The organism is Bradyrhizobium sp. Ce-3, from assembly GCF_022835695.1.
Classification (GTDB): domain Bacteria; phylum Pseudomonadota; class Alphaproteobacteria; order Rhizobiales; family Xanthobacteraceae; genus Bradyrhizobium.
On the sequence record NZ_BQUV01000005.1, the window covers coordinates 371,932 to 398,068 of the forward strand.

At 65.1% G+C, this 26,137-nt stretch carries 22 protein-coding genes; 12 read left to right on the plus strand and 10 right to left on the minus strand.

Annotation, left to right across the window (positions count from 1 at the left end):
- Nucleotides 1-71 precede the first annotated feature (71 nt).
- From BRSPCE3_RS19645 to BRSPCE3_RS19660, 4 genes are read left to right on the plus strand one after another with little or no spacing between them, the layout of a single operon-like run.
- Nucleotides 72-833 (plus strand): hypothetical protein, encoded by a 762-nt coding sequence (locus BRSPCE3_RS19645; RefSeq protein ID WP_244067732.1) that lies wholly within the window; start codon nt 72-74, stop codon nt 831-833.
- 30 nt (nt 834-863) lie between these two features.
- Nucleotides 864-2,195: a glycosyltransferase gene (locus tag BRSPCE3_RS19650; protein ID WP_244067733.1), complete on the plus strand. Its 1,332-nt coding sequence runs from the start codon at nt 864-866 to the stop codon at nt 2,193-2,195.
- The gene (locus BRSPCE3_RS19655; protein ID WP_244067734.1) at nt 2,167-4,341 is read left to right on the plus strand and encodes a type I secretion system permease/ATPase; all 2,175 of its coding nucleotides are present in this window, start codon (nt 2,167-2,169) and stop codon (nt 4,339-4,341) included. The genes BRSPCE3_RS19650 and BRSPCE3_RS19655 overlap by 29 nt, the downstream gene beginning before the upstream one ends.
- The gene (locus BRSPCE3_RS19660; protein ID WP_244067735.1) at nt 4,341-5,810 is read left to right on the plus strand and encodes an HlyD family type I secretion periplasmic adaptor subunit; all 1,470 of its coding nucleotides are present in this window, start codon (nt 4,341-4,343) and stop codon (nt 5,808-5,810) included. The genes BRSPCE3_RS19655 and BRSPCE3_RS19660 overlap by 1 nt, the downstream gene beginning before the upstream one ends.
- Nucleotides 5,811-5,831: 21 nt before the next feature.
- On the opposite strand, the gene BRSPCE3_RS19665 is transcribed toward BRSPCE3_RS19660, so the two are convergent.
- From BRSPCE3_RS19665 to BRSPCE3_RS19675, 3 genes are all read right to left on the minus strand, one after another.
- Entirely contained in the window at nt 5,832-6,659 is an 828-nt protein-coding gene (locus BRSPCE3_RS19665; protein WP_244067736.1) for an IclR family transcriptional regulator, read from the minus strand.
- Nucleotides 6,660-6,873: 214 nt separating this feature from the next.
- Nucleotides 6,874-8,592 (minus strand): FAD-dependent oxidoreductase, encoded by a 1,719-nt coding sequence (locus BRSPCE3_RS19670; RefSeq protein WP_244067737.1) that lies wholly within the window; start codon nt 8,590-8,592, stop codon nt 6,874-6,876.
- 10 nt (nt 8,593-8,602) lie between these two features.
- Nucleotides 8,603-9,805, minus strand: coding sequence for an ABC transporter substrate-binding protein (locus BRSPCE3_RS19675; RefSeq protein WP_375709930.1), 1,203 nt, complete (start codon nt 9,803-9,805; stop codon nt 8,603-8,605).
- Nucleotides 9,806-10,158: 353 nt separating this feature from the next.
- On the opposite strand from BRSPCE3_RS19675, the gene BRSPCE3_RS19680 reads away from it, so the two are divergent.
- Complete coding sequence (locus BRSPCE3_RS19680; protein WP_244067739.1) at nt 10,159-11,088, plus strand: aspartyl/asparaginyl beta-hydroxylase domain-containing protein; 930 nt, start codon at nt 10,159-10,161, stop codon at nt 11,086-11,088.
- Between the two features lie 88 nt (nt 11,089-11,176).
- On the opposite strand, the gene BRSPCE3_RS19685 is transcribed toward BRSPCE3_RS19680, so the two are convergent.
- Nucleotides 11,177-11,332, minus strand: a complete 156-nt coding sequence (locus BRSPCE3_RS19685) for a hypothetical protein (RefSeq protein WP_167350189.1) — start codon at nt 11,330-11,332, stop codon at nt 11,177-11,179.
- A gap of 253 nt (nt 11,333-11,585) precedes the next feature.
- Nucleotides 11,586-12,923, minus strand: coding sequence for an MFS transporter (locus BRSPCE3_RS19690; protein ID WP_244067740.1), 1,338 nt, complete (start codon nt 12,921-12,923; stop codon nt 11,586-11,588).
- Nucleotides 12,924-13,351: 428 nt separating this feature from the next.
- On the opposite strand from BRSPCE3_RS19690, the gene BRSPCE3_RS19695 reads away from it, so the two are divergent.
- A complete protein-coding gene (locus tag BRSPCE3_RS19695; RefSeq protein WP_244067741.1) occupies nt 13,352-15,112 on the plus strand; it encodes an NAD-dependent malic enzyme in 1,761 nt (586 codons plus the stop codon).
- On the opposite strand, the gene BRSPCE3_RS19700 is transcribed toward BRSPCE3_RS19695, so the two are convergent.
- Nucleotides 15,087-15,359, minus strand: coding sequence for a hypothetical protein (locus BRSPCE3_RS19700; RefSeq protein WP_244067742.1), 273 nt, complete (start codon nt 15,357-15,359; stop codon nt 15,087-15,089). The genes BRSPCE3_RS19695 and BRSPCE3_RS19700 overlap by 26 nt on opposite strands.
- 207 nt (nt 15,360-15,566) lie before the next feature.
- On the opposite strand from BRSPCE3_RS19700, the gene BRSPCE3_RS19705 reads away from it, so the two are divergent.
- Nucleotides 15,567-15,800: a hypothetical protein gene (locus BRSPCE3_RS19705; RefSeq protein WP_244067743.1), complete on the plus strand. Its 234-nt coding sequence runs from the start codon at nt 15,567-15,569 to the stop codon at nt 15,798-15,800.
- 180 nt (nt 15,801-15,980) lie between these two features.
- On the plus strand, nt 15,981-16,247 hold the full coding sequence (locus BRSPCE3_RS19710) for a hypothetical protein (protein ID WP_244067744.1): 267 nt from the start codon (nt 15,981-15,983) through the stop codon (nt 16,245-16,247).
- Nucleotides 16,248-16,307: 60 nt separating this feature from the next.
- Here BRSPCE3_RS19710 and BRSPCE3_RS19715 read toward each other — a convergent pair whose 3' ends face one another.
- Nucleotides 16,308-17,009: a fumarylacetoacetate hydrolase family protein gene (locus BRSPCE3_RS19715; RefSeq protein WP_244067745.1), complete on the minus strand. Its 702-nt coding sequence runs from the start codon at nt 17,007-17,009 to the stop codon at nt 16,308-16,310.
- A 153-nt stretch (nt 17,010-17,162) separates the two neighbouring features.
- Between BRSPCE3_RS19715 and BRSPCE3_RS19720 the strand changes: the two genes are divergently transcribed.
- A complete protein-coding gene (locus BRSPCE3_RS19720; protein ID WP_244067746.1) occupies nt 17,163-18,341 on the plus strand; it encodes a dipeptidase in 1,179 nt (392 codons plus the stop codon).
- 28 nt (nt 18,342-18,369) lie between these two features.
- On the opposite strand, the gene BRSPCE3_RS19725 is transcribed toward BRSPCE3_RS19720, so the two are convergent.
- Together BRSPCE3_RS19725 and galE are read right to left on the minus strand one after the other, a co-directional pair.
- A complete protein-coding gene (locus BRSPCE3_RS19725) occupies nt 18,370-20,178 on the minus strand; it encodes an ABC transporter ATP-binding protein (protein WP_244067747.1) in 1,809 nt (602 codons plus the stop codon).
- Between the two features lie 108 nt (nt 20,179-20,286).
- Complete coding sequence (gene galE, locus BRSPCE3_RS19730) at nt 20,287-21,300, minus strand: UDP-glucose 4-epimerase GalE (protein ID WP_244067748.1); 1,014 nt, start codon at nt 21,298-21,300, stop codon at nt 20,287-20,289.
- A gap of 137 nt (nt 21,301-21,437) precedes the next feature.
- On the opposite strand from galE, the gene BRSPCE3_RS19735 reads away from it, so the two are divergent.
- On the plus strand, nt 21,438-22,478 hold the full coding sequence (locus BRSPCE3_RS19735; RefSeq protein WP_244067944.1) for a glycosyltransferase family 4 protein: 1,041 nt from the start codon (nt 21,438-21,440) through the stop codon (nt 22,476-22,478).
- Here BRSPCE3_RS19735 and waaF read toward each other — a convergent pair.
- On the minus strand, nt 22,460-23,524 hold the full coding sequence (gene waaF, locus BRSPCE3_RS19740; RefSeq protein WP_244067749.1) for a lipopolysaccharide heptosyltransferase II: 1,065 nt from the start codon (nt 23,522-23,524) through the stop codon (nt 22,460-22,462). The genes BRSPCE3_RS19735 and waaF overlap by 19 nt on opposite strands.
- Before the next feature lie 136 nt (nt 23,525-23,660).
- Here waaF and rfaD point away from each other — a divergent pair, with 136 nt between their 5' ends.
- Together rfaD and rfaE1 are read left to right on the plus strand one after the other, a co-directional pair.
- A complete protein-coding gene (gene rfaD, locus BRSPCE3_RS19745; protein WP_244067750.1) occupies nt 23,661-24,641 on the plus strand; it encodes an ADP-glyceromanno-heptose 6-epimerase in 981 nt (326 codons plus the stop codon).
- An 18-nt stretch (nt 24,642-24,659) separates the two neighbouring features.
- Nucleotides 24,660-26,132, plus strand: coding sequence for a D-glycero-beta-D-manno-heptose-7-phosphate kinase (gene rfaE1 / locus BRSPCE3_RS19750; RefSeq protein WP_244067751.1), 1,473 nt, complete (start codon nt 24,660-24,662; stop codon nt 26,130-26,132).
- The last annotated feature ends 5 nt before the right edge of the window (nt 26,133-26,137 follow it).

Sequence of the window (26,137 nt, forward strand, 5' to 3'; positions counted from 1 at the left end):
GGTCGCTGCGGTGGGGTGTAATTGCAGGAGCCGGCCCAGGCAATCTATGATGGCCGGCAGAGGTTCAGGGGATGTTTGATTTTTTGAAGAAGAAGGTATCTCTCAGCCGGGCCGTCGAGGTCGGCTGGACGCTTGATACCACCAAGGCCACCTTCATCTGGGATGCCCCGAGCCGGCTCACCCGGGAAGAGAAGCGCACCTCGCACGCCAAGAGCGTGTCGTTCTGCCCCGCGGTGATCGATCACGAGGCCCGGATCTTCCAGGTCAATTGCCCGGTCGACATTCAGATCCGTATCGAAATCGATCCGAAGACCAATGAGCCGCGGCTCCGCAGCACGGCGGGCGACATGGCCTCGATCCGGCCGAAGGCGCTCGCGGAGCTGGTCCGGCTCAATTCCCCCAAGGAATGGCGGCATCCGAAGCGGCCGATTTTGCAGATTGCGAGCCCCTACATCTTCCTGGCCGATGAACTCGCCTACATGATGCAGTTGCCCGCTTTCAATCACTACTATTCGACGCCGCTGCCGGGCGTCATGATCGGCGGCCGGCTGCCGATCCATATCTGGCCGCGTCCAATGATGTGGGCGTTCGAATGGCACGATATCAGCAAGGAGCTGGTGCTGAAGCGCGGTGACCCCTGGTTCTACGTCCGCTTCGAATTCCAGGATCCGACCCGGCCGGTTCGTCTGGTCGAGGCGGACATGACGCCGCAGCTGCGCGAGTACATGCAGGGGGTATCGTCCGTGACCAACTATGTCAGCCGGACCTATTCATTGTTCGAGACCGCCAGATCGCGGCGGCCGAAGACATTGCTTATTGAGAAGCAGCGCTAGGAACTCATTTCAAACCGAACATCGGATGCCATGCGCGTTCTTTTCATTCACCAGAACTTTCCGGCGCAATTCAGACACATTGCGCAGCTCTTGAAGAAGTCCGGCGACGAGGTCCTGGCGCTCTGCGACAGTCGCAACACCAGGCCGGAGATCGTGCCGGTCCGGCGCTACCGCTTCAATGAAGCGAATGTCGGCAAGCCGTCTCCGCTGGCGGCTTCCTTTTCGCAGCACGTGGTGCGAGGACGGCATGCCGCCGACGAAATGCTGAAGTTGAGGGATCAGGGGTATGTTCCCGATCTCGTCTTCGGCCATGTCGGGTGGGGCGAAGCGCTCGCGGTGCGCGACGTCTGGCCGTCGGCAAAGCTCGCGGTCCACGCCGAGTTCTATTATTCGGCCGACGGGGCCAATATCGGTTTCGATCCCGAGTTCCGTGCGACGTTGACCTTCAATGAACGCTATGCCGCACGCCTGAACAACGCACCGATCCTGCTCTCGATGGCCGACGCCGACGCCGCGGTCGCTCCGACGCAGTGGCAAAAGGCGCGATACCCCTCGCATCTGCAATCCAAGATTCAGGTGCTGCACGAAGGGATCGACACCGACGTGGTGGCACCCGATCCGGCAGCGACCTTCGTCCTGCCGAACGGCCGGACACTCGGCGTCAAGGATGAAGTCATCACCTTCGTCAATCGCAATCTCGAGCCCTACCGGGGCTATCATATCTTCATGCGATCACTGCCGGCGATCCTCGCGGAACGAAAAAACGCCCAGGTGGTGATCGTGGGAGGCGATGGCGCGTCCTATGGACCGAGGCCGAGGGACGGCCGCAGCTGGAAGGACATCTTCCTGCAGGAGGTGCGGGATGCGCTGCCGCTCGATCGCGTGCATTTCGTTGGATCGATCCCGTATGACAGATTCGTCGCGCTGATGCAGATATCGAGCGCGCACCTCTATCTGACCTATCCGTTCGTGCTGTCCTGGTCGATGTTGGAAGCGATGAGTGCCGGCGCGCTGGTGATCGCCTCGAAGACGGCGCCGGTGGAGGAAGTGATCGTCGACGGCGAGAACGGATTGCTGGTCAATTTCTTCGACGCCGAACGGCTCGCCGAACTCACGATCGAGGCGCTGGCGGCGCCGTCTCAATTTCAGGACCTGCGGAAAGCCGCGCGCCGCGCCATCGTCGATCGGTATGATCTGAAGCGGCGCTGCCTGCCGGAATGGATGGAATTTGTTCGACAGTTTGATCCGGCCAGGCTCGGCAAACCGGCAAGAGCAAGCGTCGGACGGGTACTTGGTGTCGAAAGCGGCATTGCGGTTGTAGCAAGGGATAGTCATGACGTTGCAATCAGCAATCCGCGATGACGACGCGCCGGCGTCGGTCGAAAAGGTCGACACGGGCCTGTATTCCGTAGCGCTGGTGGCGGGCTATTTCCGCATCGCCGCCGATCCCCGGCAGCTCGGCCACGAACTGGGGCTGGCTGGACGGATGGCCGAGTCCGCGGACCTCGTTGCGGCCGCAAAGCGTCTGGAGTTGAAGGCGCGCTGGATCAACAACGCCACGGCGAAGCGCCTGACAAGGTGTCCGTTGCCGGCCATCATCGGGCTCAAGGAAGGCGGGTTCCTGGTGCTCGCGCCGGGCGCCAAGAGTGGCCACTTCCGTCTGGCCGACCCGGTGCGCCGCGCCACTGCCGAAGTCGATCTCGAGCAATTGTCCCAGCAATGGAACGGCGAGATCGTGCTGGTCACGCGGCGGGCCGGCGGCGCCGGCATCGATCCGAAGACGTTCGGGTTCAGCTGGTTCCTGCCGTCGATCTGGCGTTACCGGCGCGTGCTCTCGCACGTCTTGCTGGCCTCGTTCTTCGTACAGATCTTCGGGCTGATCACGCCGCTGTTCTTCCAGCTCGTGGTCGACAAGGTGCTCGTCCACAAGGCGATGTCGACGCTGATCGTGCTGGTCGTAGGCATGGTGTCGCTTGGCCTGTTCGAGGCGACGCTGCAATATCTGCGGACCTATGCCCTGAGCCATACCACCAACCGTATCGATGTCGAGCTCGGGCGGCGGCTGTTTCATCATCTGTTCCGGCTTCCGATCGCCTATTTCGAGACCCGTGCAACAGGCCAGACGATCGCGCGCGTGCGCGAGCTCGAGACCATCAGGAACTTCCTCACCGGCCAGGGACTGACGTCGCTCCTCGACCTGTTCTTCACTTTTGTCTTCGTCGGTGTGCTGTTCCTCTATTCCGTGCCCTTGACGCTCGTCGTGCTGGCGACGCTGCCGCTCTACATCCTCATCGCGAGCCTGATCCGCCCGTTCCTGCGCGAGAAGATCCGGGAGAAGTTCAATCGCGGCGCGCGAAGCCAGCAATTCCTGGTCGAGTCGATCGTCGGCGCGCTGACGCTCAAGGCGGCCAGTGTCGAGCCGATCATGCAGGCGGAGTGGGAGGACCGGTTGGCCGCCTATGTACGCACCTCCTTCGAAGCGTCGATGTTGGGCTCGCTCGGGCAGAACCTGATCCAGTATGTCGGCAGACTCACCACGGCGATGATCCTGCTGTTCGGCGCGCAGGCGGTGATCTCGGGGTCGATGACGGTCGGAGAATTGATCGCCTTCAACATGATCTCGGGCCAGGTCCTGCAGCCGATTCTGCGGCTGTCGCAACTGTGGCAGGATCTGCAGCAGGTTCAGGTATCGGTCGAGCGGCTGGGCGACATTCTCAACACGCCGGTCGAGCCGATCCCGGCGAGCCTGCCGACGCTGCCGCCACCGAAAGGCGATATCGAGTTGCGCGAGGTCTCGTTCCGCTATCAGCCCGGCCGCCCCGAGGTTTTGCGCAACGTCTCGTTGCGGTTGAAGGCCGGCGAAGTGATCGGGATCGTCGGGCCATCAGGCTCGGGCAAGTCGACGTTGACCAAGCTTATTCAGCGGCTCTATCTGCCGGAGCGTGGGCAGGTTCTGCTCGATGGCGTGGATGTGGCGCAGCTCGACCCGAGCTGGCTGCGCCGGCAGATCGGAGTCGTGCTCCAGGAAAACCTGCTGTTCAACCGGACGATTCACGAGAATATCGCGCTGGCCAACCCCGCCATGACGCGTGCGCAGGTGATGCACGTCGCGCGTCTGGGCGGTGCCGACGAGTTTATCGGGGCCTTGCCGCAGGGCTATGACACGATGATCGAGGAGCGCGGCAGCAATCTCTCGGGTGGGCAGCGTCAACGCATCGCCATCGCACGCGCGCTTGCGACCAATCCGCGGATCCTGATCCTCGACGAAGCGACCAGCGCGCTCGATTACGAGAGCGAGCGCATCATTCAGAACAACATGCGCGCCATCACCAAGGGCCGCACCGTCATCATCATCGCGCACCGACTCGCCGCTGTACGACCATGCAACCGGATCATCGGCATGTCCGACGGGAAGATCGTCGAGCAGGGAAATCACGACCAGCTGATTGCAAACAGCGGCAGCCTCTACGCGCGTCTGTGGTCGCTGCAGAACGATTGGACAAAGTGATGGGCAAGGAAGTCACGCCGGCTCGCCAGGCTCTATTCCCGTTCAAGTCGGACGTTCGCGGCGCCGACCGCGAGTTCTTGCCGTCCGCGCTCGAGATTCTGGAAACACCCGCATCGCCGGTCAAGGTGGCGCTGATGCTCACGATCTGCGCGTTCGTGGCGGCCGCGCTTGCCTGGTCGGTGTTCGGCAAGCTGGACGTGCATGCCGTGGCACTCGGCAAGATCGTTCCATCCGGGCAAACCAAGTTCATCCAGCCTTTCGATCCGGGTACCGTGGTCTCGCTATCGGTGACCAACGGAATGCATGTCGAGGCCGGACAGGAGCTGATGGCATTCGATGCCGCCGAGGCCGAGGCTGAGGCCAGGCGGCAAAGCGAGGCGGCGAGCGCGCTTCGCGCGGAGGTCGCGCGGCGAAAAGTGGCGATCGATCAGGCCAAGGCCTGGCCGCTCAAGCCGCTGGTCCCGGTCGCCGAGATCGAATGGCAGGGCGATGTGCCGCCCGGGTTCCGTGGCCGTGAGACACGTGTCCTGGCGGCGGACGTGTCCCAGCTTGCCGAGACCATCGGGACGCTGGAGAAGCAAATCGCACAGAAGCACGCGACCCGTGAACGCTTGAACATGAGCATCGCCTATCAGACTGAGCTGATCAAAACGCTGCAGGACCGCGTGGCGGTGCGCGAGGCATCGCTCAAGCTCGAGGTCGGCACCAAGATCAACCTGTTTGATGCGCTGGAGTCGCTGGACAAGTCACGATCGTCGCTCGCCAGCGACAAGGGTCAGCTGCTCGAGACCGAGGCTGCGATTGCCGAACTCGGCGCCGAGAAGGACAAGGATCTCGCAACGTTCATCGCCGATAACAGCACCAAGCTTGCCGACGCCGAGAAGAAGCTCGATGACGCCGTGCAGCAATATGCCAAGGCCAATACCAAGCTGGCCCGTACCAAGTTGCTTGCCCCGACCTCCGGAACCGTACAGGGGCTTGCCGTCACCACGCTTGGCCAGGTCGTCACCACCGGCCAGCAGCTCCTCAGTATAGTCCCGGACGGCGGGAAACTGCAGGCCGACGTCTACGTCTCGAACACCGATATCGGGTTCGTCAAGGTTGGTCAGGACGTCGTGGTCAAGGTCGATACCTTCCCGTTCACCCGTTTCGGCTCGCTGCACGGCAAGGTCATCAACGTGGCCAATGATGCGATCGATGAACAAACCGCTCGACGTCAGCAGGCCAATCCGACCAGCACCGTGAATGCGATGGCAAACCAGCCGGGCGCACCGGGGCAGCCACAGAATTTCGTCTTCCTCGTCACGGTGGCGCTGGAGGAGACGGCGATGAAGATCGATGATGCCATCATCCCGCTCACGCCGGGTATGACCCTGACCGCGGAAGTCAAGACCGACAACCGCCGCATCATCAGCTACCTGCTCTCGCCGCTTACAAGAGTTGCATCCGAGGCCTTCAGGGAGCGTTGAGATATTCACTCGGCACGCGGCTCACCTCTCACCGGCCGGCGTGATCATCTTACCATCGCCCGATGCGGGCGCCGTGCCGTGTCCGAGCTGCCGCGAGATGTCGCCCGCACAGTTGCGCAGCGCAGTTGCGATCGCGCTGTCCCACCCGGCGTCGAAGGTGCCCTCGGGGCCCATCGCGGTGATGACCAGCGCAACGTGGCCGGCATGGTCGAACACCGGCGCGGCGAAGGCGTTGACGCCGGGCAGGGGATCGCCGATCGCCCGTGCCAGCCCGCGGCTACGCACCTCGGCAAGCAGCTCCACGGTCTTGGCGTCCGCCGGCGCACGCTTCGGGTTGTAGCCGACGCCGAGGCGATCGAGGCCGCTGTCGAGCGCCGTCCTGATCGCGTTCGGCGGCATGAAGGCGGCGAAGGCGCGGCCGGTCGCGGTCTCGAGCAGCGCCACCACCGACCCGACGCGCATCGCGATATGCACGGGATGGCTCGGCTCCTCGAGCCGCACCACGGTCGCGCCGTGGGTGCCCCACACCGACAGCGACACCGCATGATTGATGCTGTCGGCGAGGCTGGCGATGCGCGGCGTTGCGATCCGCACCGCGGACTGCCGCCGCAGGCTGATCAGGCCGAGCTCGAGCGCGAGCGCGCCGATCTCGTAGCGGCCGGTGGTCTCGTCCTGCTCGATCAGGCCGATGCGGGAAAAGCTCACCAGATAGGGGTGCGCCTTGGCCGGCGGCATGCCGGCCTCACGGGCGAGATCGCGCAGCATCATCGGCTCGCCGCTGCGGGCGAGCGCGCGGAGCAACTCTCCGCCGACCTCGATCGACTGTATGCCGCGGCTTGCTCTCGTCATGTGGCCCTGTTCGCTTTCCGGATTCGGAGTTAGCAGGAAACCTTGCCGTCCGCGACACGTCGACGTGCGGGACGCCGTCGCGCGTGTCGGATCCTCGCCCGTCATCCTGAGGAGCCCGCGAAGCGGGCGTCTCGAAGGATGCACGGCCCGGCTGGTGGCCGTCGACCCTTCGAGACGGCCGCGTTGCGGCCTCCTCAGGGTGACGGGACTTGGTTCATGCCGCGCTTCCTTCTCCCGCCGCGCTTGCGAGGTGCTTGCCCGCGATGTAGCCGAAGGTCAGCGCGGGGCCGAGCGTGATGCCGGCGCCGGGATAGTTGCCGCCCATGATGCTCGCCATGTCGTTGCCGGCGGCATAGAGGCCCGCAATCGGCTGGCCGTCGGCGTCGAGCGCGCGGGCATTGGCGTCGGTCCGAATGCCGGCATAGGTGCCGAGGTCGCCGATCACCATCTTGATGGCGTAGAACGGCCCGTGCTGGATCGGCGCGATGCAGGGATTGGGCCCGTGCAGCGCATCGCCCTGGTAACGGTTATAGGCGCGCGAGCCCTTGCCGAAAGCGGGATCGCGCCCCTCGGCTGCAGTCGTGTTGAACGCCGCGACGGTCGCCTCCAGCGCTTTCGCATCGATGCCGGCCTGCGCGGCAAGCTCCGCGAGCGTCGCGCCGCGCTTGAGATAGCCGGTCTTCAGATGATGGCCCAGCGGCATCGGCCGCGGCGGCACGCAGCCGAGGCCGTATTTGCGCAGCGTCTCGTGATCGCACAGCAGGAAGGCCGCGATCTCCTCGCCCGGCTTCGCCGCCTTGATCATCGCCTGCACGAAGTCGTGGTAGGAATTGCCTTCATTGGCAAAGCGCTTGCCGTCGCGCATGACAGCGATCACGCCGGGTTTGGCACGATCGATGAAATGCGGCATCACGCCCTTCGAGCCGTCCTTGCGCGTGGTGACCGAGACCGGCACCCAGGCCGCCGCATTCGGCAGCGAGTCCTCGACACGGCCGCCGGCGGATTCCGCCAGCCGCAGGCCGTCGCCGGTGTTGCCGACAGGCCCCGGCGAATAGTGCTCCTTGCCTGTCGGGGCATGCGGAAACATCTTCTGCCGCCGCGCGACGTCATGCGGGAAGCCGCCGCAGGCGAGCACGACGCCGCGCTTGGCGTTGACGCGAATGATGCGGCCTTCGCGCATCACGATTGCGCCGCGCACCACGCCGTTCTCGACGATCAATTCGCGCACCGGCGAGTTGAGCCAGAGCGGAATCTTGAGGTCGAAGGCCGATTTCGCCAGCCGGCCGGCCAGTGCATTGCCATTGGTCAAGGTCATGCCGCGGCCGTTGCGCATCACGTCAACAGCATGTTTCGACAACCGCCTGGCGACATAGGCCGCCGAGGTCAGCGACCGCGTCGCGCGCATGAAATGCACGATCTCCTTGCCGGAGCCGAGCATCATGCCGAACACCGTGAGCTCGGGCAGGGGACTGCCGAGATCCTTGAGAGCGTCGCCGAGCTCGTGGGCATCGAACGGCCGCGTCACCATCGAGCGGCCGCCCTGCGCACCGCCGGGCGCCTCGGCGTGATAGTCCGGGAAGGTCAGCGGCATGTCGAAACGAACGGCGGTCTTCGTCGTGAAGAAGTCGACCGCCTTCGGTCCTTCGGTCAGGAACGCATCGACGCGCGCGGCGTCAAAGCTGTTGCCGGCCTCATGGCGCAGATAGGTCTTGGCCTGGTCGGGGCTCTCCGCGATGCCCCAGGCCTTGGCTAGCGAGGTGCCGGGGATCCAAAGCCAGCCGCCGGAACGCGCGGTGGTGCCGCCGAAGCGCGGCTCCTTCTCGACGACGAGGACCTTCAGGCCTTGATGGCCGGCGGTGACCGCCGCCGACAGCCCGGCGCAGCCGGAGCCGACGACCAGCGCGTCGCAATCGTACGTTTCTTCGTTGGCCACGCGATCGATCCTATTTCTTGAGCAGCGGGCACTTCGACTCGGAGACCGGACGATAGGCGTCCTCGCCCTTCACCGTCTTGATGATGTCGAGATAGTCCCACGGCTCCTTGGATTCCGAAGGCTTCTTCACCTTGGCCAGATACATGTCGCGGATCACGCGGCCGTCCTCGCGCAGTCTGCCGCCGTGCACGAAGGTGTCCTCGATCGGCAGCTCGCGCATCTTGGCCATCACAGCTTTCGTATCGTCGGTGCCGGCGGCCTGGATCGCCTTCAGGTAATGCAGCACCGAGCCGTAGACGCCGGTCTGGATCATGGTCGGCATCACGTTGGTGCGGGCGTAGAATTTCTTCGACCAGGCGCGGGTCTTCTCGTCCATGTTCCAGTACGACGCCGTGGTCATGTAGGTGCCCTGCGCGGCGTTGAGCCCGATCGCATGCACGTCGGTGTCGAACATCAGCAGGCCGACCAGCTTCTGGCCGCCCTGCACGAGGCCGAACTCGCCGGACTGCTTGATCGAGTTGTCGGTGTCCTGGCCGGCATTGGCGAATGCCACCACGTCCGCTTTCGAGCTCTGTGCCTGCAGCGCAAAGGAGGAGAAGTCCGCCGTGTTGGTCGGATGCTTGACGCCGCCGAGTACCTTGCCGCCCATCTCGTTGATGAAGCGGGTTGCGTCCTTTTCGAGCTGCTGGCCGAAGGCGTAGTCCGCGGTGATGAAGTACCAGGACTTGCCGCCCTCCGCGATCACGGCCGAGGCCGTAACCTTCGACAGCGCGTAGGTGTCGTAGGTGAAGTGCACGGTGTTCGGGCTGCACAGCTCGTCGGTCAGCGAGCTCGCGCCGGGGCCGGACAGCAGCGCGATCTTGTTGCGTTCGCGCACCATGTTGTGCACGGCGATCGCGATGCCGGAGTTGGGAATGTCGACGACGGCGTCGACCTTGTTGTTGTCGAACCAGCCGCGCACGATCTGCACGCCGACATCGGTCTTCATCTGGTGGTCGGCCGAGATGATCTCGATCGGCTTGCCGAGCACGGTGGGGCCGAATTCCTCGACCGCCATCTTGGCGGCTTCGACCGAGCCCGGACCGGAATTGTCGCGCCCCCAGCTCGACAGGTCGGTGAGCACGCCGATGCGCACGACGTCATCGGAAACCTGGGCGTGAGCGGCCGTCGTCATCGCCGCAAGAATGGCCGCCGCCAAAAACTGTCTCATCATTCCTCCCTTGGGATGACCGCATTCTTCGGCGGTTCGCGTTGATTAGTAATTATCTAATCAATTTGTCAATGGCGAATGACGGGTGTGTGAATGCTGCCACACGGCGGCCTCCTCGAATGAGGCGGTGCTTCACATTTGGTGAGCATACGCTTACATGGCTCATCCGGGATGGCACGGCAGCAGGGCTTCGGCCCACGCCAGAGCTTGCGGCAATGCCAAGTCACTATGAAACAGGGGAATTTTCGCGGACGGCGTTGCGCTTCGCCGCCCGGGGCTAAGCCGCCCATCGAGGGTTCAGGCTGCTACGGGGCGGTGCATGGAGAGCATCGGCGAGCCGCGATCATAGACGGATCATGTTGAGACAGCTTTTCGCGCCGCAGCTCGTCATTCTTTACGTGCTGGCGGCCTCCACACTCTACGTTCACTTCCGCGGCAAGCAGCGGTTGCGCTTCGCGCGCCAGCTCGGCGATCACTCGACCTACCTCGCGCCCTACAATGTGCTGATGTATGCGGGCTCCGCGGTGCCCAACACGCCGGTGATCCCGGTCGATCAGTTTCCCGAGCTGAACAAGCTCTCCGACAATTGGGAGACGATCCGCGACGAGGCCACGCGGCTGTTCGACGAGGGCTTCATCCGCGCCGCGGCCAAGAACAACGACTGGGGCTTCTATTCGTTCTTCAAGAGCGGCTGGAAACGCTTCTATCTGAAATGGTACGACGACTTCCTGCCGTCGGCGCGCACGCTGTGCCCGAAGACGGTGGAGCTGCTCAACTCGATCCCGAACGTGCACGGCGCGATGTTCGCGATGCTGCCGCCCGGCGGCAAGCTCGGGGCGCATCGCGATCCCTTCGCCGGCTCGCTGCGCTATCATCTCGGCCTGGTGACGCCGAACTCGAATGAGTGCCGCATCCTGGTCGATGGCGTCGAATGCGTCTGGCGCGACGGCGAGGCCTTCATGTTCGACGAGACCTTCATCCATAGCGCCGAGAACAAGACCGACGTCAACCGCATCATCCTGTTCTGCGACGTCGAGCGCCCGATGAAGTACGGCTTCATGACCAAGGTGAACCGGTGGGTGAGCCACAACATCGTCAAGGCGTCGGCCACCCAGAACGTCGACGGCGAGCATGTCGGCGCGCTGAACAAGGTGTTCGGCAAGCTCTACGAGATCCACCTCGCCAGCCGCAAGGTCAAGGAATGGAACCGGAACGTGTATTACACGCTGAAATATTCCGCGACCGCGCTAATCCTCGGCCTGATCGTGATGTCGGCGCTGCGGTGATTGCAGCGGCCGCGCCGTGTTGAACGCAAAAGCCCCGGAGCGATCCGGGGCTTTTCGTCTGGGACGTGAACCGCGAGGCGCAACCGCGTCAGTCGCGCTCGAAAACCTTGGCGCCGGGGTAGACGCGCCTGGCATAGGCGACCACCCACTCCCGGTCCTGCGTCTCCAGGAACGGGGTTCGGATCTTGCAGGACCCGACGATGAGGTGCCACAGGCCATCCAGCTTCTGAATGTTGACGATCATGTGAGTGTTCCTCGAACCCGCGTTCCAGTTGGCATAGCGTCTCGCGACTCACGCTTCGGAGCAGTGATCCCGATCACGGAACTTCAGTGCATCCGTTGCAGTAGCCGCGAGTTTAAGAATCGCTCGCCACCATTCAACTGTACGCGCGTCAGCACGGCGCATCACAAGGAATGACCACAGCATACCAAGGTATGTTGTGGACGCGCTGAGCCTCAGCTTGATCGTATGCCGGCGCCGCTGTCTCGCTTGCGGATTACGGCTCTCGATTGGCACCGACGCCGAGCGAATCGATGGCGTCGGAAGCGGCATCCATGTCGGCTGCCGTGATCGGCTGGTCGACGATGAACAGATAGCACGCCGCCGAGACGGCGCCGATCAAGGCTCCGACGACGAGCGCCGGCACGAACGAACCGGTCTTCTGCACGATCAGGCCGGTCACGGTCGGCGCCAGCGCGCCGCCGAGATAGCCGCCGAAATTCTGCACCGAGCCGATCGAGGCGGTGCAATTGGTCGGGACCGCCACCGAGCTCAAGGCCCAGGCGCAAGTACTGGTCACATAGACCAGAAACAGCGAGATCGAGATGAAGGCGATTGCCAGCGCGTTGCTCTCGACATAAGCGGCGGCCACGGTGCAGGCGGCGGTTCCAAGCAGGGCGATCGCGGCCGGGTAGCGTCGGCTCCTGAGCGGCTCGACGCCGCGGCGCACCAGGATGTCGGCGATGTAACCGCCGATGACGCCGCCGACGACACCACAGGCGAACGGCACCGCCGCGGCCCATCCGGTGTATTTCACGCTCATGTGGCGCTCGATCTCGAGATAACCCGGCAGCCAGGCGGTGTAGATCCAGGTCAGGTAGATGCAGCCGAAATAGCCGAAGATCATGCCCCAGGTGGTTCGGAAGCGGAACAGCAGCGACCAGTCGCGGAACGTGACCTTGGTGCGCTGGCCCGGGGGATCGCCTTGTGTCCGGTAGGCGTTCTCGTGCGCGGTGAGCGCAACCTGCTCGGGGTTGCGGTAGAGCGCATACCAGCAGGCGGCGACGACGAGGCCGGCGATGCCCATGATCACGAACATCGCGCGCCAGCCGAAGGTCAGCATGAGATAGGTCAGCAGCGGCACGGCGATGGCCGTGCCGAGCGATGACGCGCAATTGAACACGCCGGTCGCAAGCCCGCGGTCGCGCTGATTGAACCAGTCGCGAACCACGCGCGCACCGGTCGGAAATTGCGGGGCCTCGCCTATTCCGAGCAGGACGCGGGCTCCGAAGAATTGGCCGAAATTCTGCACCAGCCCGCCGATGAGCTGCGCGAACGACCACAGGCTGAGGCCCATGGCGAGAAGAAGGCGGGGGCCCAACCGGTCGACCATGGCGCCGGTGGGGAGCTGCAAAAACGCGTAGGCCCAGAGGAACGCGGACAGCAGATAGCCCATATCCGCGATCGACAATCCGAGTTCCTCCCGGATCAGCGGATTGGCGACTGCAAGCGTCGCGCGATCGATGTAATTGACGACCCCTGCAACGACCAGCAGAGCCAGCGCGACGCGCTGAATCGATTTCAGACGTGGCGTCGCAAGCTCGATTCCCGACATGATTCGCTTTTCCTCACCTGTGATTTTGCCGGACAGTATCGGCGTGTGTGGTGTCGAACCAGAACGGAAGTTGCCCGGCCTGCGTTGCGATTTCGACATGGACCGGGCGTCGGTTCCTGAGCGCTGCTGCGCGTCGAAGATGAACATGAGGCATGAATCGCGGGGGGCCGAGCGTCGCCTTGTCTTCGATCGATCACGCTCTCGCGATGTGATCGACTCTGCTGTGACGATCCACAGCGGCTGCGCGGCCGTTGCACGCAATCCGGGCATCGGCACCGGCGTCATCGCGCTGTCACCAACGGCTGCGAGGCCATCGATCCGGCCTCAAAGCCCGATAAGAACTTGGCGAGAACGGCGGGTTCGGGTTCCGGTCGCTCGCGTCGAGGTGCTACAGTCTTGACCCGGATCCCGTATCGAAAGGCCGTCCCATGTCCGAGCCCACTGCAGATTTCGCCACCACCGCACTCAGCGGCTACGAACTGTTGGCCGATCCGCAGCTCAACAAGGGCACGGCGTTCTCCGAGGCCGAGCGCGAGGCGTTCGACCTGCATGGCCTGCTGCCGCCCAATATCCTGACGCTGGACGAGCAGGTCTCGCGCCGCCTCGAGGCGCTGCGCGGCTATGAGACCGACATCGAGCGCTATGCCTTTCTGCGCGAGTTGCAGGACACCAACGAGACGCTGTTCTACGCGCTGCTCGTCGGCAATCTCGAAGAGCTGCTGCCGATCGTCTACACGCCGACCGTGGGCGAAGGCTGCCAAAAATTCAGCCGGCTGTTTCGCAAGCCGCGCGGACTGTTCCTCAGCATCCCGCACCAGCACCGCATCGACCGGATTTTCGCCCATCCGCGCTTCGATCACGTCGAGGCGATCGTGGTCACCGATGGCGAGCGCATCCTCGGCCTCGGCGACCAGGGCGCCGGCGGCATGGGCATCCCGATCGGCAAGCTTTCGCTCTACACCGGCTGCGGCGGCCTGCGTCCGGCCACGACCCTGCCGATCATGCTCGATGTCGGCACCGACAATCCGGATTGCCTGGCCGATCCGCTCTATATCGGCTGGCGCAACGAGCGCGTCCGCGGCCAGGCCTATGACGATTTCATCGAGGCGTTCGTGTCGGCGGTGGTGAAGCGCTGGCCGCGCGTGCTGCTGCAATGGGAAGATTTTGCCAAGAACAATGCGACGCGCCTGCTCGAGCGCTATCGCGACCGGCTCTTGACCTTCAACGACGACATCCAGGGCACCGCGGCGGTCGCGACCGGCGCCTTGCTCTCCGCCATCAATGTGACAGGCGTGCCGCTGACCGAGCAGCGCGTCGCGGTGCTCGGCGCGGGCTCCGCCGGCTGCGGCATCGCCAGCCTGATCCGCGCCGCGATGGTCGATGCCGGCCTGTCGGAGAGCGAGGCGGCGAAGCGCTTCTTCATGGTCGACCGCGACGGGCTGCTGCTCGAGGGCATGGGCGGGCTCGCGCCGTTCCAGCTGCCGTTCGTGCAGAGCAAGCAGGCGATCGCGGGCTGGCAGCTCAGCCATCCCGACAAGGTCGCGTTGCTCGACGTCGTGCGCAACGCCAGGCCGACCGTGCTGATCGGCGTCTCCGGCCAGGCGGGTGCGTTTTCCGAGCTGATCGTCCGCGCGATGGCCGACTGCAACAAGCGGCCGGTGATCTTCCCGCTGTCGAATCCGACCTCGCGCGAGGAGGCGACGCCTTCCGATATCGAGGCGTGGACCGAGGGGCGGGCGCTGATCGGCGTCGGCAGCCCGTTCCCGCCGATCACGCGCGACGGCGCGCGCTTCAAGGTCGACCAGACCAACAACTCCTACATCTTCCCGGGCGTCGGCGTCGGCGCACTCGCGGTCGGCGCCAGCCGGGTCAGCGACGGCATGTTCATGGCCGCCGCCAAGGCGCTGGCCAGCGTCTCGCCGGCGCGCAACAACCCGAAGCACAATCTGCTGCCGCCGGTCAGCGCGTTGCGCGAGGTCGCGCAGACCGTGGCGCTGGCGGTCGCACTGCAGGCGCACAAGGAGGGGCTGGCCGCTGATATCCCGATCGACCAGGTCGAGGCGCGCATCCAGGCCAAGATCTGGACGCCGCGCTACGTGCCGGCGCAGCGATCGAGCCTAGTCCTGATCGCGCGCGTCGGCCGCGTCCCGTGGTATTGCCCGCCTAGCAGCCGCGGCAAATACCTCTGATCTTGCGATCGACGATCGCATCCTCCTGATCGATGATCTGCTGCGACGTCGATGTCGCAGCGGGAATGTCGGCGGCGCGCGGTTGGCGGTGGCCGACCGGTGCCGACCACGGCCGCGTCGCGGTTTCGTTCGAGGCAAATACGCCGGGCTCCTGAAGCGCCGACTGCGCGAAGGAGGAGCTCGCCATTGCCGCTGACAGAATTGCGGCCAAGCCAAGTTGTTTGCCGGATCGTCGCAGATCGATCATGAGAATCTCCATGCCGTCGCCGTCGCGCTTGTGCGCGGCCTTGATGACATGGAGCGTCCCTGTCGTTGCGATATTCCCGGTCCGCCAAACGTGATCAGGCGCTCGCGGTTCGGTGATCGCGCGTGAGGAAATAAATCGTCGCCTTCACAGTCATTGGTCACAGGAGCCGAGCTTGGTCGGCTTCATCCATCGTGCGGAGAAACCCCAATGACCAAATTGACCTTCGTGACGCTTGCCGTGGTTGCGGCAGCTGCGTACTCGGCGCAGGCGTCCGCTGCCAGCAACAATGCTGCGGTGCGGCGCGCCCATGCTTCGATGACCACCACGACGACGACACCGGTCAGCAGCAGGACGACCGATTGCGTGCGCGCGCCGAACGTCGGATCGTTCGCGACCGCGCCCTTCACCGAGCCGCCCTGCATGCCCGGCACGATGCGCTGACCACGCGCAGAGCGGAAAGCCCCGGACCTCCGGTCCGGGGTTTCCCGGGCAATGCCTGGTCACCGGGAAGCGACGAGGATCGAGCGTGACCCACCTCACAGGCAAGCGATGCGATAGCGCGAACAGTGCGGCGTCGGAGCTGGCGCATGGTGCCCCGGCCCGAGTTCAAGGAGACGACGCATGACACGCAATTCGATTCTTGCTTTCGCTGCCATTGTCGCGTTCGGCGTGACCGCGCTGAGCTCCGCGCAGGCGGGCAGACTTCCCATGGCGCCGCCGAAGAACGTCGGCGCGAAATTGCCTCCGGGCGGTTCGGGCGGCCCGCATCGTCAGCCGGTCGATCCGCCGCCCTATCTCGGAACTGGTTACAGCGGTGACAGTGCGGGTGGCAGCGGAGGTGGCGGATATTTCGGCGACCCCAATCACCCCGGCCACGAGCAATTCTGAAAAAGCGACGGCCCCGAATTTGGTTCGGGGCCGCGGTCTTCTGTGGATTGGATCCGGAGACTACTCCGGCTTGCCGATCGAGACCTTCAGCGTGCCGACGCCGTCGACGCCGCATTCGAGCTTGTCGCCCACCTGGAGTTGCGAGACGCCGGCCGGCGTGCCGGTCATGATGATGTCGCCGGCAGCGAGCTTCACCTGCTGCGAGAGCTGCCAGATGATCTCAGGCACATTCCAGATCAGCTCGGTGAGGTCGCCCTTCTGCGCTTCCTTGCCGTTGACGGTGAGCCAGATCTTGCCCGCGGTCGGGTGACCGATCTTCGAGGAGGGCTGGATCGCGGAGCAGGGCGCGGAATAGTCGAACGACTTGCCGATCTCCCAGGGCCGCTCCTTCTTGCGCGAGGCGATCTGCAGATCGCGGCGGGTCAGGTCGATGCCGACCGCGTAGCCGTAGACATGCTCGAGCGCCTTGTCGGCGGGAATGTTCAGCCCGCCGCTCTTCATCGCCACCACCAGCTCGACCTCGTGATGCAGGTCCTTGGTCAGCGGCGGATAGGGGATGGTGGCGCCATCGGGCACCAGCATGTCGGCATGCTTGCCGAAGAAGAACGGCGGCGCGCGCTCGTCATTGCCCATCTCCCTGATATGCTCGAGATAGTTGCGGCCGACGCACCAGATACGGCGGACCGGATAGGTGCCGGATTCGCCGACGACGGGGAGCGAGGGCTGCGGGGGAAGCGGAATGACGGTGGAGGCAGCGTTCATGAACGGGTCCCGGAGGGTTGAAGGAGGGAGCGCGGGCGGTATTTACGCGCTTACGCCGCTCAGGGCTAGTGGCTGTGGCTGCATCCGGCGCAGAGGTGACGCCAGCTTTCCGCCGAGCGTAGGCGCTTTTGGCCCGCGGGAGCGGTGACGCCGATGCGGAAATGGCTCTCGCTCGGCCTCGCACTGGTCGCAGTGGTGCTGGTCGCCGCTGCCGTCCGCTTCTTTGTGATCACCCCGGAACGGATCGACCGCGGGCAGAACAAGGTCCAGCGCGTGGCCGTGGATATCACGCCCGCCGCGCAGGCCTTGCAGGCGACGCTCGACGTGGCGGACATGCATGCCGACAGCCTGTTGTGGAAGCGCGACCTGATCGTGCGATCGGATCGTGGCCATATCGACCTGCCGCGCCTGATCGAGGGACACTACGCGCTGCAGGTGTTCTCCTCGGTCACCAAGTCGCCCAAGGGTCAGAACTATGATGCCAACGGCGCCGACACCGACACCATCACGAACCTCGCGATCATCGATCTGCAACCGCCGCGGACGTGGTTTTCGCTGCTGCAGCGCTCGCTGTGGCATGCCGAGAAATTGCATGGCTTCGCCGAGCAGTCCGGCGGACGGCTGCGCGTGATCACGACACCATCAGACATCGACCGCCTGCTTGCCGACCGCAAGAGCGGTGCGACGGTGGTTGGCGGCATGCTGTCGATCGAAGGCCTGCAGAACATCGAGGGCAATATCGGCAATCTCGACGTGCTCTATGCCGCCGGCTTCAGGATGGCCGGTCTCGCGCACTTCTTCGACAATGACGTGGCCGGCTCGATGCACGGCGTGGCCAAGGGTGGACTTACGCCGCTCGGCCGCCAGGTGGTGCAGCGGATGGAAGCGAAGGGGATGATCGTCGATCTCGCCCATGCGAGCCACGCAACGGTCGCCGAGGTGCTGGCAATGGCGACACGTCCAGTGGTGTCGAGCCATGGCGGCGTTCAGGCGACTTGCAAGGTCAACCGCAACCTCACCGACGATGAAGTCAGGGGTGTCGCGCGGACCGGCGGCGTGGTCGGGATCGGTTTCTGGCAAGGCGCGGTCTGCTCGCTCGATCCGAGGAATGTGGCGCGGGCGATTGCCCATGTTCGCGACCTGGTCGGGATCGACCATGTCGGCCTCGGCTCGGATTTCGACGGCTCGACCACCACGGGCTTCGATGCGAGCGAGATCGCCGCGGTGACCCAGGCGCTGCTGTCGAGCGGGTTCTCCGAGGACGATATCCGCAAGATCATGGGCGGCAACGTCCTGCGCGTGCTGCGCGCAGGCATTGCCGCCAAGGGATGAGAAGGGCTGAGAAAGGCTGAGAAAGGCCTCAGCCGGCGGCGCTGATCGGCGCCAGCGCCAGCGGCGACGGGTCGCGATGCTGCAGGCGGAAGAACGAGGCGTAGCGGCCGCCGCGCCGCAGCAGCTCTTCGTGGCGCCCGCGCTCGACGATCTCGCCGCTCTCGACCACCAGGATCGCGTCGGCATGCATGATGGTGTGCAAGCGGTGCGCGATCACGATCGTGGTACGGCCCTGGCAGAGATGCTCGATCGCCTCCTGCACCTGCTTCTCGGATTCCGAGTCGAGCGCGGCGGTGGCCTCGTCGAGCAGGATGATCGGCGCGTTCTTGATCAGCGCGCGGGCGACCGCGATGCGCTGGCGCTGGCCGCCGGACAGTTGCGTGCCGTGCTCGCCGACCGGCGTGTCGTAGCCGAGCGGGAAGCTCATGATGAAGTCGTGCGCGCAGGCAGCCTTGGCGGCGTCGGTGATCTCGGCCTCAGTGGCATCAGGCCTGCCGAAGGCAATGTTGGCGCGGATGGTGTCGCGGAACAGGTAGACGTCCTGGCCGACATAGGCGGTCTGCTGGCGCAGCGACTTGCGCGACACCTGGGAGATCGACTGTCCGTCGATCAGGATGTCGCCCTCGCGCGTCTCGTAGAAGCGCAGCAGCAGAGCGAGCACGGTCGATTTGCCGCCGCCGGAGGGGCCGACCAGCGCGGTGACCTTGCCGGGCTCGGCGACGAAGCTCATGCGGTTCAGCACCGGCTCGCCGGGCCGATAGGCGAAGCTGACGTCGCGCAGCTCGATGCGCGCGTCGGACAGCTTCAGCGCCGGCTTGTCGTCGTCGGTCTGCTCGCTCGCCGGGCTGTCGACGACCTCGAGCAGCATCCGCGCGCCGACCAGCTGGCTGTTGAGGTCGATGTTGAGCCGCGCCAGCCGCTTGGCCGGCTCGGTCGCCATCAGGAAGGCGGTCAGGAAGGTGAAGAACTGGCCCGGCGTGGAGCCGAGTGCCACCACGCTGTAGCCGCCATACATCAGGCAGCCGGCGACCGCGAAGCCGCCGAGCATCTCCATCAGCGGGTTGGAGCGGTTGGCCACGCGCGCCATCTTGTTGGCGTTGCGCTCGACGATCGCGATGTTTTCGTCGATCCGCTGCTGCATGGTGTCTTCCAGCGTGAACGCCTTCACGGTGCGGATGCCCTGCAGCGACTCCTGCATCGTCTCCATGATGTCGGCGGTGCCGGTGAACTGGTTGTAGGCGAGCCCCTTGATCCGCTTCACCAGCCTGCGCAGCATCAGCATCGCCGGCGGCACCGCCACGAGGCCGATGAACGACATCAGCGGGTCCTGCCAGACCATGACGGCGAGCATGCTGATCAGCATCAGGAAGTCGCGGCCGATCGCATTGACCAGCATGTTGAGCACGTCGGTGATCGACTTGGCGCCGGCGGTGAGCCGCGCCAGGAATTCCGACGAGTGCCGTTGCGAGAAGAAGCCGATGCTTTCGCTCATCAGCTTGGCGAACAATTGCCGCTGGTTCCGCGCCAGGATCGCGTTGCTGATCTTCGACAGGATCACCATGTGGCCGTAGGTCGCGACGCCCTTGATGAAGAGCAGCACCACGGTAATCCCGGCGAACATCGCGATGCCGGGGATGTTCTTGTCGACATAGGCCTGGTTGATCACCTGGCCGAGCACGTAAGTGGCGCCGGCCGTCGAGCCGGCCGCAACGGCCATCAGGGCAAACGCCGTCAGATAGCGCCGCCAATAGGTAATCCCTTGTTCCGTGACCAGGCGGCGAATCAGGATCGCCGCGCCGTAGGGATCGTCGGTAATTTTCTTTGGAAACTGAGCCATCCGCGTTCCATTGACGGCGGGCAGCGCCGGCCGTCAGGGTTGCGGACCTCCTTGCCCGCTTGGCGGGGCTTTTTCAAGTATAATAACAGCGTGATAACGGCTTGATTTTTAGGCCGATTCTGCCTGTCGCGCGGAGCCCCCGCGATCCCGGAACAGTTTCTCCTCCCAGGCCAGCGCGTGGCTCGCGATGGTCTCGAGATCGTCATAGCGCGGGGTCCAGTCGAGAGCTGAGCGGATCCGCGTGGTGTCGGCCACCATGGTCATGATGTCGCCGGGCCGGCGCGCGGCATAGGCGACCGCAAAATTGCGCATCGAGACCCGGCGCACCGCCTCGATCGTCTCGAGCACGGAATAGCCGCGGCCGTAGCCGCAGTTCATCGTCACCGATTGTCCGCCGCCGCGCAGATAGGACAGCGCCGCGCGATGCGCCTCGACGAGGTCGCTGACATGGATGAAGTCGCGGATGCAGCTGCCGTCCTGGGTCGGATAGTCGGTGCCGAACACGTCGATCTTGGCGCGCTGGCCGGTCGCGGCCTCGACCGCGATCTTGAGCAGATGGGTTGCGCCGATGGTGGCAAGACCGACCCGGCCCTTCGGGTCGGCGCCGGCGACGTTGAAGTAGCGCAGCACGACGTAGTTCATGCCGTGGGCGGAGGCGACATCGTGCAGCATGATCTCGGTCATCAGCTTCGACGAGCCATAGGGCGACAGCGGCCGCGTCGGCGCGATCTCCGGCACAGGCACCTGGTCCGGATTGCCGTAGACGGCCGCGGTCGAGGAGAAGATGAAGCGGCTGATGCCGCCCTTCACCGCTGCATTGAGCAGGCTGCGCGTCGTCATGGTGTTGTTGCGGTAATAGCCGAGCGGATCGCGCATCGAGTCCGGCACCACGACGGAACCTGCGAAATGGATGATGCTGTCGATGCCATGCTGGGCGATCACGCCCTCGACGAGGTTCTCGTCTCCGGCGTCACCGATGAACAGCGGAACACCTTCGGGCAGGAACGCGGAGAAGCCGGTGGAGAGATTGTCGATCACGACGACGCTCTCGCCGGCATCGACCAGCGCATGAACCATGTGACTTCCGATATAGCCGGCACCGCCGGTCACGAGCACGGTCATGGATACAGCTCTCCCGATATCTTTAACGGGCGATGCTAGCGGGAGTGCGGTGAAGAGGGGGTTTCGCCGCGGCCGAACTGGCCACTATGCTTAATGTTGCGTATAGGAACTGGCACGAAACGGAGACTTGCGTGCCGATCGAGAACATACCTGCCGGCGAGCTTGAGCTCATCGTGCCCAACCTGCACCGGCGCTATTCCGGTGTCACCGCGACCAACCGCATGGTCGCGCCGAAGCTTGCAAAGATGTTTCGTGCGGCGTGGCTCGGCTCGCATCGACCGGACGGCATCGACGCGATCGGATTTGCCGATCTGATGCGGCTTTGGCGCCGCAAGACGCCGCTGATCTGGCACGCACGCCGCAACGACGAGATGATCGCAGGCCTTCTGCTGCGCGCGCTCGGCTGGCCGTTCAAATTGCTGTTCACCTCGGCCGCGCAGCGTCATCACACCTGGCTGACGCGCTGGCTGATCCGCAACCAGGATGCGATCATCGCGACCAGCCCGCTGTCGGCCTCTTATCTGAAGCGCGAGGCCACCGTGGTGATGCATGGCATCGACACCGACCGTTATGCGCCGCCGGCCGATCGCGCGGCGGCCTTCGCCGAAAGCGGATTGCCGGGGCGCTATGCGATCGGCTGTTTCGGCCGGGTGCGCGCGCAGAAGGGCAGTGATGTCTTCGTCGAGGCGATGTGCAGGCTGCTGCCGCGCTATCGCGATTTCACCGCCGTCATGGTCGGCGCCGTGGTGCCGGAGCAGCTGGCCTTTGCCAACGAGCTGAAGCGCAAGATCGAGGCGGCCGGCCTGCAATCGCGCATCGTCATCACGGGCGAATTGCCGATCGAGGATGTCGTGCGCTGGTACCAGCGGCTGACGATCTACGCCTTCACCTCGCGCAATGAAGGTTTTGGCCTGACCCTGATCGAGGCGATGTCGGCGGGCGCGGCGCTGGTGGCGGCGCGCGCCGGCGCGGCCGAGTTCGTCGTCGAGGACGGTGCCACCGGCGTGCTGACGCCGCCCGGCGATGCCGACGTGCTGGCGGCGGCGCTCGAGCCCTTGATGCGCGATCCGGCAGCGGCCGCGGCGATGGGGGCGCGGGCGCGCCAACGAGTTGTGGATAAGTTCAGCCTCGATGCCGAGGCGGCCGCGATCGCCAAGGTCTATCGCACGCTGATCTGAGCCAGCACGCGCTGCGCAAGCGCAACGACCTCTTCGGGGGCGATGTCGCGCATGCAGCGATGGTCGTTCATGGTGCAGACCGTGCGCTGGCACGGCTGGCATGGCAGCTTGCTCCTGGTCTGCACGACCGTTTCGGCGAGGCCGTTGAGGGGCGCCCAGAGATAGGGATCGGTCGGGCCGAAGATGCCCATGGTCGGGGTGCCGATCGCGGCCGCGATGTGCATCAACCCGGAGTCGTTGGTGATGGCGACACTGGCCGCGGCCATCGCCAGCGCGCCGTTGCGCAGATCGGTGCCGGTGAGATCCCGGACCCGCGCACCGCCGACGGCTGTGATCTCCTGCGCCAGCGCCTTCTCGCCGGGGCCGCCGACCACCCAGACGTCGAAGCCGTGCTCGGCGAACAGCCGCGCGGCTTCAGGATAATAGGTCCAGCGTTTGGAGACGCCGACCGAACCCGGTCCGAGTGCGATCGCGGGACCGGTGCCGAGACCATTGGCCTGGCGCCACCGGCTGACCTCGTCTGCGGGAACCCGGAGCTGGGGCACCGGCCATTCCGGCGGGCGGGCGGTGCCGTCGGGCAGCGCCAGGATAGCGTTCTTGTCGATGAAGCGCGGCTGCTGCTTTTCGCGCCACCGCATCGCGTTGATCAGGCCGAACCGCGCCTCGCCAAAGAAGCCGACCCGTTCCGGGATGCCGGCCAGTGCCGGCGCAAGGGCTGCCTTCCAGGTCCGTGGCAGCACCAGCGCGGTGGCATAGTTCCGTTTGCGAAGCTCGGAGGCCAACGCGTGCTGTTGGGCCAGCGCCAGCCGGCTGCGCGGCAGGTCGAATACGATGCCGGCGCGGACGCCGGGCATGTAATCGACCAGGGGGGCGCAGAGCCGGGTGGTCAAAAGGTCGACCGGCCGATTGGGCCAGCGCTTGCGGAGCACCCTGACCACGGTGTGGCCGCGCACGAAATCGCCGATCCAAACATAGGGCACGACGAGGATAGGTCTGGTATCCTCGTCGTCCTGCGTTTCGATATCAGGTATTGAATCAATATTCATTTCTAAATAGGCCAAAGCCGGATCGGGCGCGGCCAAGTCGGTAACCGGTTCGCGATGTGAGGTAAAGCCGTCGTTGCCTGTGGCGCGGGAGTGGGGCAAAGCTGGCGGCTGCAAAGGAATCTGGCGGGATTTCATCATGTTTCTGGTAACCGGGGGTGCCGGTTTTATCGGATCGAACGTCGTGGCCGCGTTGAACGACGCCGGCCGCAGCGACGTGGCGGTCTGCGATAGCCTTGGGCAGGACGGCAAGTGGCGGAACCTGGCCAAGCGTCAGCTCGTCGACGTCGTCCCTCCGGGCGAGCTCGGCGACTGGCTGAAGGGGCGGCGGCTGACTGCCGTGATCCATCTCGGTGCCATTTCCGAGACCACCGCGACTGACGGCGATCTGGTGATCGAGACCAATTTCCGCCTCTCGATGCGGCTGCTCGATTGGTGCACCGCCAGTGCCACGCCGTTCATCTATGCTTCGTCGGCGGCGACCTATGGCGATGGCGAACAGGGGTTCGACGACGACGCCTCGGTCGAGGCACTGAAGCGGCTGCGGCCGATGAACCTGTACGGCTGGAGCAAGAACCTGTTCGATCTCGCCGTCGCCGAGCGCGTCGCGAAAGGCGGAGCTCTGCCGCCGCAGTGGGCGGGACTGAAATTCTTCAACGTGTTCGGCCCCAACGAATATCACAAGGGCCCGATGATGAGCGTGCTGGCGCGCCGGTTCGACGACATCAGGGCGGGTCGCGTCGTGCAACTGTTCAAGTCGCATCGCGAGGGCATCGCCGACGGCGATCAGCGCCGCGACTTCATCTATGTCGACGACGTCGTGCGGGTGATGATGTGGCTGATCGCGACGCCGCGGGTGTCCGGCCTGTTCAACGTCGGCACCGGCAAGGCGCGCAGCTTCAAGGACCTGATCGTCTCGGCCTATGGCGCGCTCGGCCTGCAGCCGAACATCCAGTATGTCGAGATGCCCGAGCAGATTCGCGGCAGCTATCAATACTTCACCGAGAGCGTTGTCGATCGTCTCGCGCGCGCCGGATACAATGGCGGCTTTACCCGCCTGGAAGACGCAGTCGGGGCCTATGTGAAAGGTTTTCTCGATCGCGCGGATCGCTATCGCTAGAGCGGATGACGGTGACTGATGTTCGATTTTGAAGCGATCTCGCGTGCAATGTCCGGCCAGACCGTGCTCTGTGTCGGCGATCTCATGCTCGACGAGTTCGTCTATGGCGAAGTGTCGCGGATCTCGCCGGAGGCGCCGGCGCCGGTGATCGCGGTCCGGCGCAGCGAGACCAATATCGGCGGCGCCGGCAACGTCGCGCGCAACATCGCCTCGCTCGGCGGACGCTGCATCTTCGTCGGCCTGATCGGCGAGGACGCCGCCGGCATTGCATTGGGCGAGGCGCTGGCGAAAGAGGCCGGCATCGAGACCGTGCTGGTGCGCGACGCCGCGCGTCCGACCACGCGCAAGGTGCGCTTCGTCTCCGAGCAGTTCTCGACCCACATGCTGCGTTCCGATTGGGAGCTCGCCGCGCCGGTCGGACCCGCCATCGAGCAGCATCTGATCGATGCGATCCTGCCGCGGCTGGCGCGCGCCGACATCGTGCTGCTGTCCGACTATGCCAAGGGCGTGCTCACCGCGCGGGTGATCCGCAACGTGATCGACGCCGCGCGCCAGGCCGGCAAGCGCGTGATCGTCGATCCCAAGAGCGCCAACCTGGCGATCTATCGCGGCGCGACGGTGTTGACGCCGAACCGGAAGGAATTCGCCGAGGCGACGCGCAGCCGCGCCGACAGCCAGGACAGCATCGCGCAGGCCGCGCCCGATGCGATGGTTCTCGCGGATTGCGAGGCGATGCTGGTGACGCAGGGCGAGCGCGGCATGACACTGGTGACGCGGGACGGCGGCTCGATCCACGTGCCGGCGCTGCCGGTCAAGGTGCGCGACGTCTCGGGCGCCGGCGATACGGTTGCCGCGGCGCTGGCACTGGCGCTGGCGGGCGGTGCCGACTGGGAGGGCGCGCTGCGGATCGCGAGCGCCGCGGCGGCAGTGGCGGTCGGCAAGACCGGCACCGCGATCGTCAAGTCCGCAGAATTGCGGCGCAAGATCCTGCCGCATGCGTCGCTGGCCGCCGAAGAGAAGATCGTCCCGGCCGGCGGCGATATCGACGCGCATCTGGCGGAATGGCGCAGGCAGGATCTGCGCATCGGCTTCACCAATGGCTGCTTCGACATCCTGCACCCTGGCCACGTCAAGGTGCTGACCGCGGCGCGCGGCGCCTGTGACCGGCTGATCGTCGGCTTGAACAGCGACGCCTCGGTGAAGCGGCTGAAGGGCGAGGGGCGTCCGGTGCAGAACGAGCGCGCCCGCGCCGAGGTGCTGGCGGCGCTGGAAGCCGTCGATCTCGTCGCGATCTTCGCGGAGGACACGCCGATCGAGCTGATCACGAAGGTGCGGCCCAGCGTGCTGGTCAAGGGCGGCGACTATACCCGCGAGCAGGTGGTCGGCCACGAGATCGTCGAGGCCGCCGGCGGCGAGGTGGTGCTGGTCGAGATCCTGCAGGGCCACAGCACGACGTCGCTGGTCGCCCGGGCCCGCGAGGGCAAGGCGTGAGCGCG

Coding starts and splice junctions, on each gene's coding strand:
- BRSPCE3_RS19645 (WP_244067732.1), top strand. CDS start 72: ATGTTTGATTTTTTGAAGAAGAAGGTATCTCTCAGCCGGGCCGTCGAG.
- BRSPCE3_RS19650 (WP_244067733.1), top strand. CDS start 864: ATGCGCGTTCTTTTCATTCACCAGAACTTTCCGGCGCAATTCAGACAC.
- BRSPCE3_RS19655 (WP_244067734.1), top strand. CDS start 2,167: ATGACGTTGCAATCAGCAATCCGCGATGACGACGCGCCGGCGTCGGTC.
- BRSPCE3_RS19660 (WP_244067735.1), top strand. CDS start 4,341: ATGGGCAAGGAAGTCACGCCGGCTCGCCAGGCTCTATTCCCGTTCAAG.
- BRSPCE3_RS19665 (WP_244067736.1), bottom strand. CDS start 6,659: ATGACGAGAGCAAGCCGCGGCATACAGTCGATCGAGGTCGGCGGAGAG.
- BRSPCE3_RS19675 (WP_375709930.1), bottom strand. CDS start 9,805: ATGATGAGACAGTTTTTGGCGGCGGCCATTCTTGCGGCGATGACGACG.
- BRSPCE3_RS19680 (WP_244067739.1), top strand. CDS start 10,159: ATGTTGAGACAGCTTTTCGCGCCGCAGCTCGTCATTCTTTACGTGCTG.
- BRSPCE3_RS19685 (WP_167350189.1), bottom strand. CDS start 11,332: ATGATCGTCAACATTCAGAAGCTGGATGGCCTGTGGCACCTCATCGTC.
- BRSPCE3_RS19690 (WP_244067740.1), bottom strand. CDS start 12,923: ATGTCGGGAATCGAGCTTGCGACGCCACGTCTGAAATCGATTCAGCGC.
- BRSPCE3_RS19695 (WP_244067741.1), top strand. CDS start 13,352: ATGTCCGAGCCCACTGCAGATTTCGCCACCACCGCACTCAGCGGCTAC.
- BRSPCE3_RS19700 (WP_244067742.1), bottom strand. CDS start 15,359: ATGATCGATCTGCGACGATCCGGCAAACAACTTGGCTTGGCCGCAATT.
- BRSPCE3_RS19705 (WP_244067743.1), top strand. CDS start 15,567: ATGACCAAATTGACCTTCGTGACGCTTGCCGTGGTTGCGGCAGCTGCG.
- BRSPCE3_RS19710 (WP_244067744.1), top strand. CDS start 15,981: ATGACACGCAATTCGATTCTTGCTTTCGCTGCCATTGTCGCGTTCGGC.
- BRSPCE3_RS19715 (WP_244067745.1), bottom strand. CDS start 17,009: ATGAACGCTGCCTCCACCGTCATTCCGCTTCCCCCGCAGCCCTCGCTC.
- BRSPCE3_RS19720 (WP_244067746.1), top strand. CDS start 17,163: ATGCGGAAATGGCTCTCGCTCGGCCTCGCACTGGTCGCAGTGGTGCTG.
- BRSPCE3_RS19725 (WP_244067747.1), bottom strand. CDS start 20,178: ATGGCTCAGTTTCCAAAGAAAATTACCGACGATCCCTACGGCGCGGCG.
- galE (WP_244067748.1), bottom strand. CDS start 21,300: ATGACCGTGCTCGTGACCGGCGGTGCCGGCTATATCGGAAGTCACATG.
- waaF (WP_244067749.1), bottom strand. CDS start 23,524: ATGAATATTGATTCAATACCTGATATCGAAACGCAGGACGACGAGGAT.
- rfaD (WP_244067750.1), top strand. CDS start 23,661: ATGTTTCTGGTAACCGGGGGTGCCGGTTTTATCGGATCGAACGTCGTG.
- rfaE1 (WP_244067751.1), top strand. CDS start 24,660: ATGTTCGATTTTGAAGCGATCTCGCGTGCAATGTCCGGCCAGACCGTG.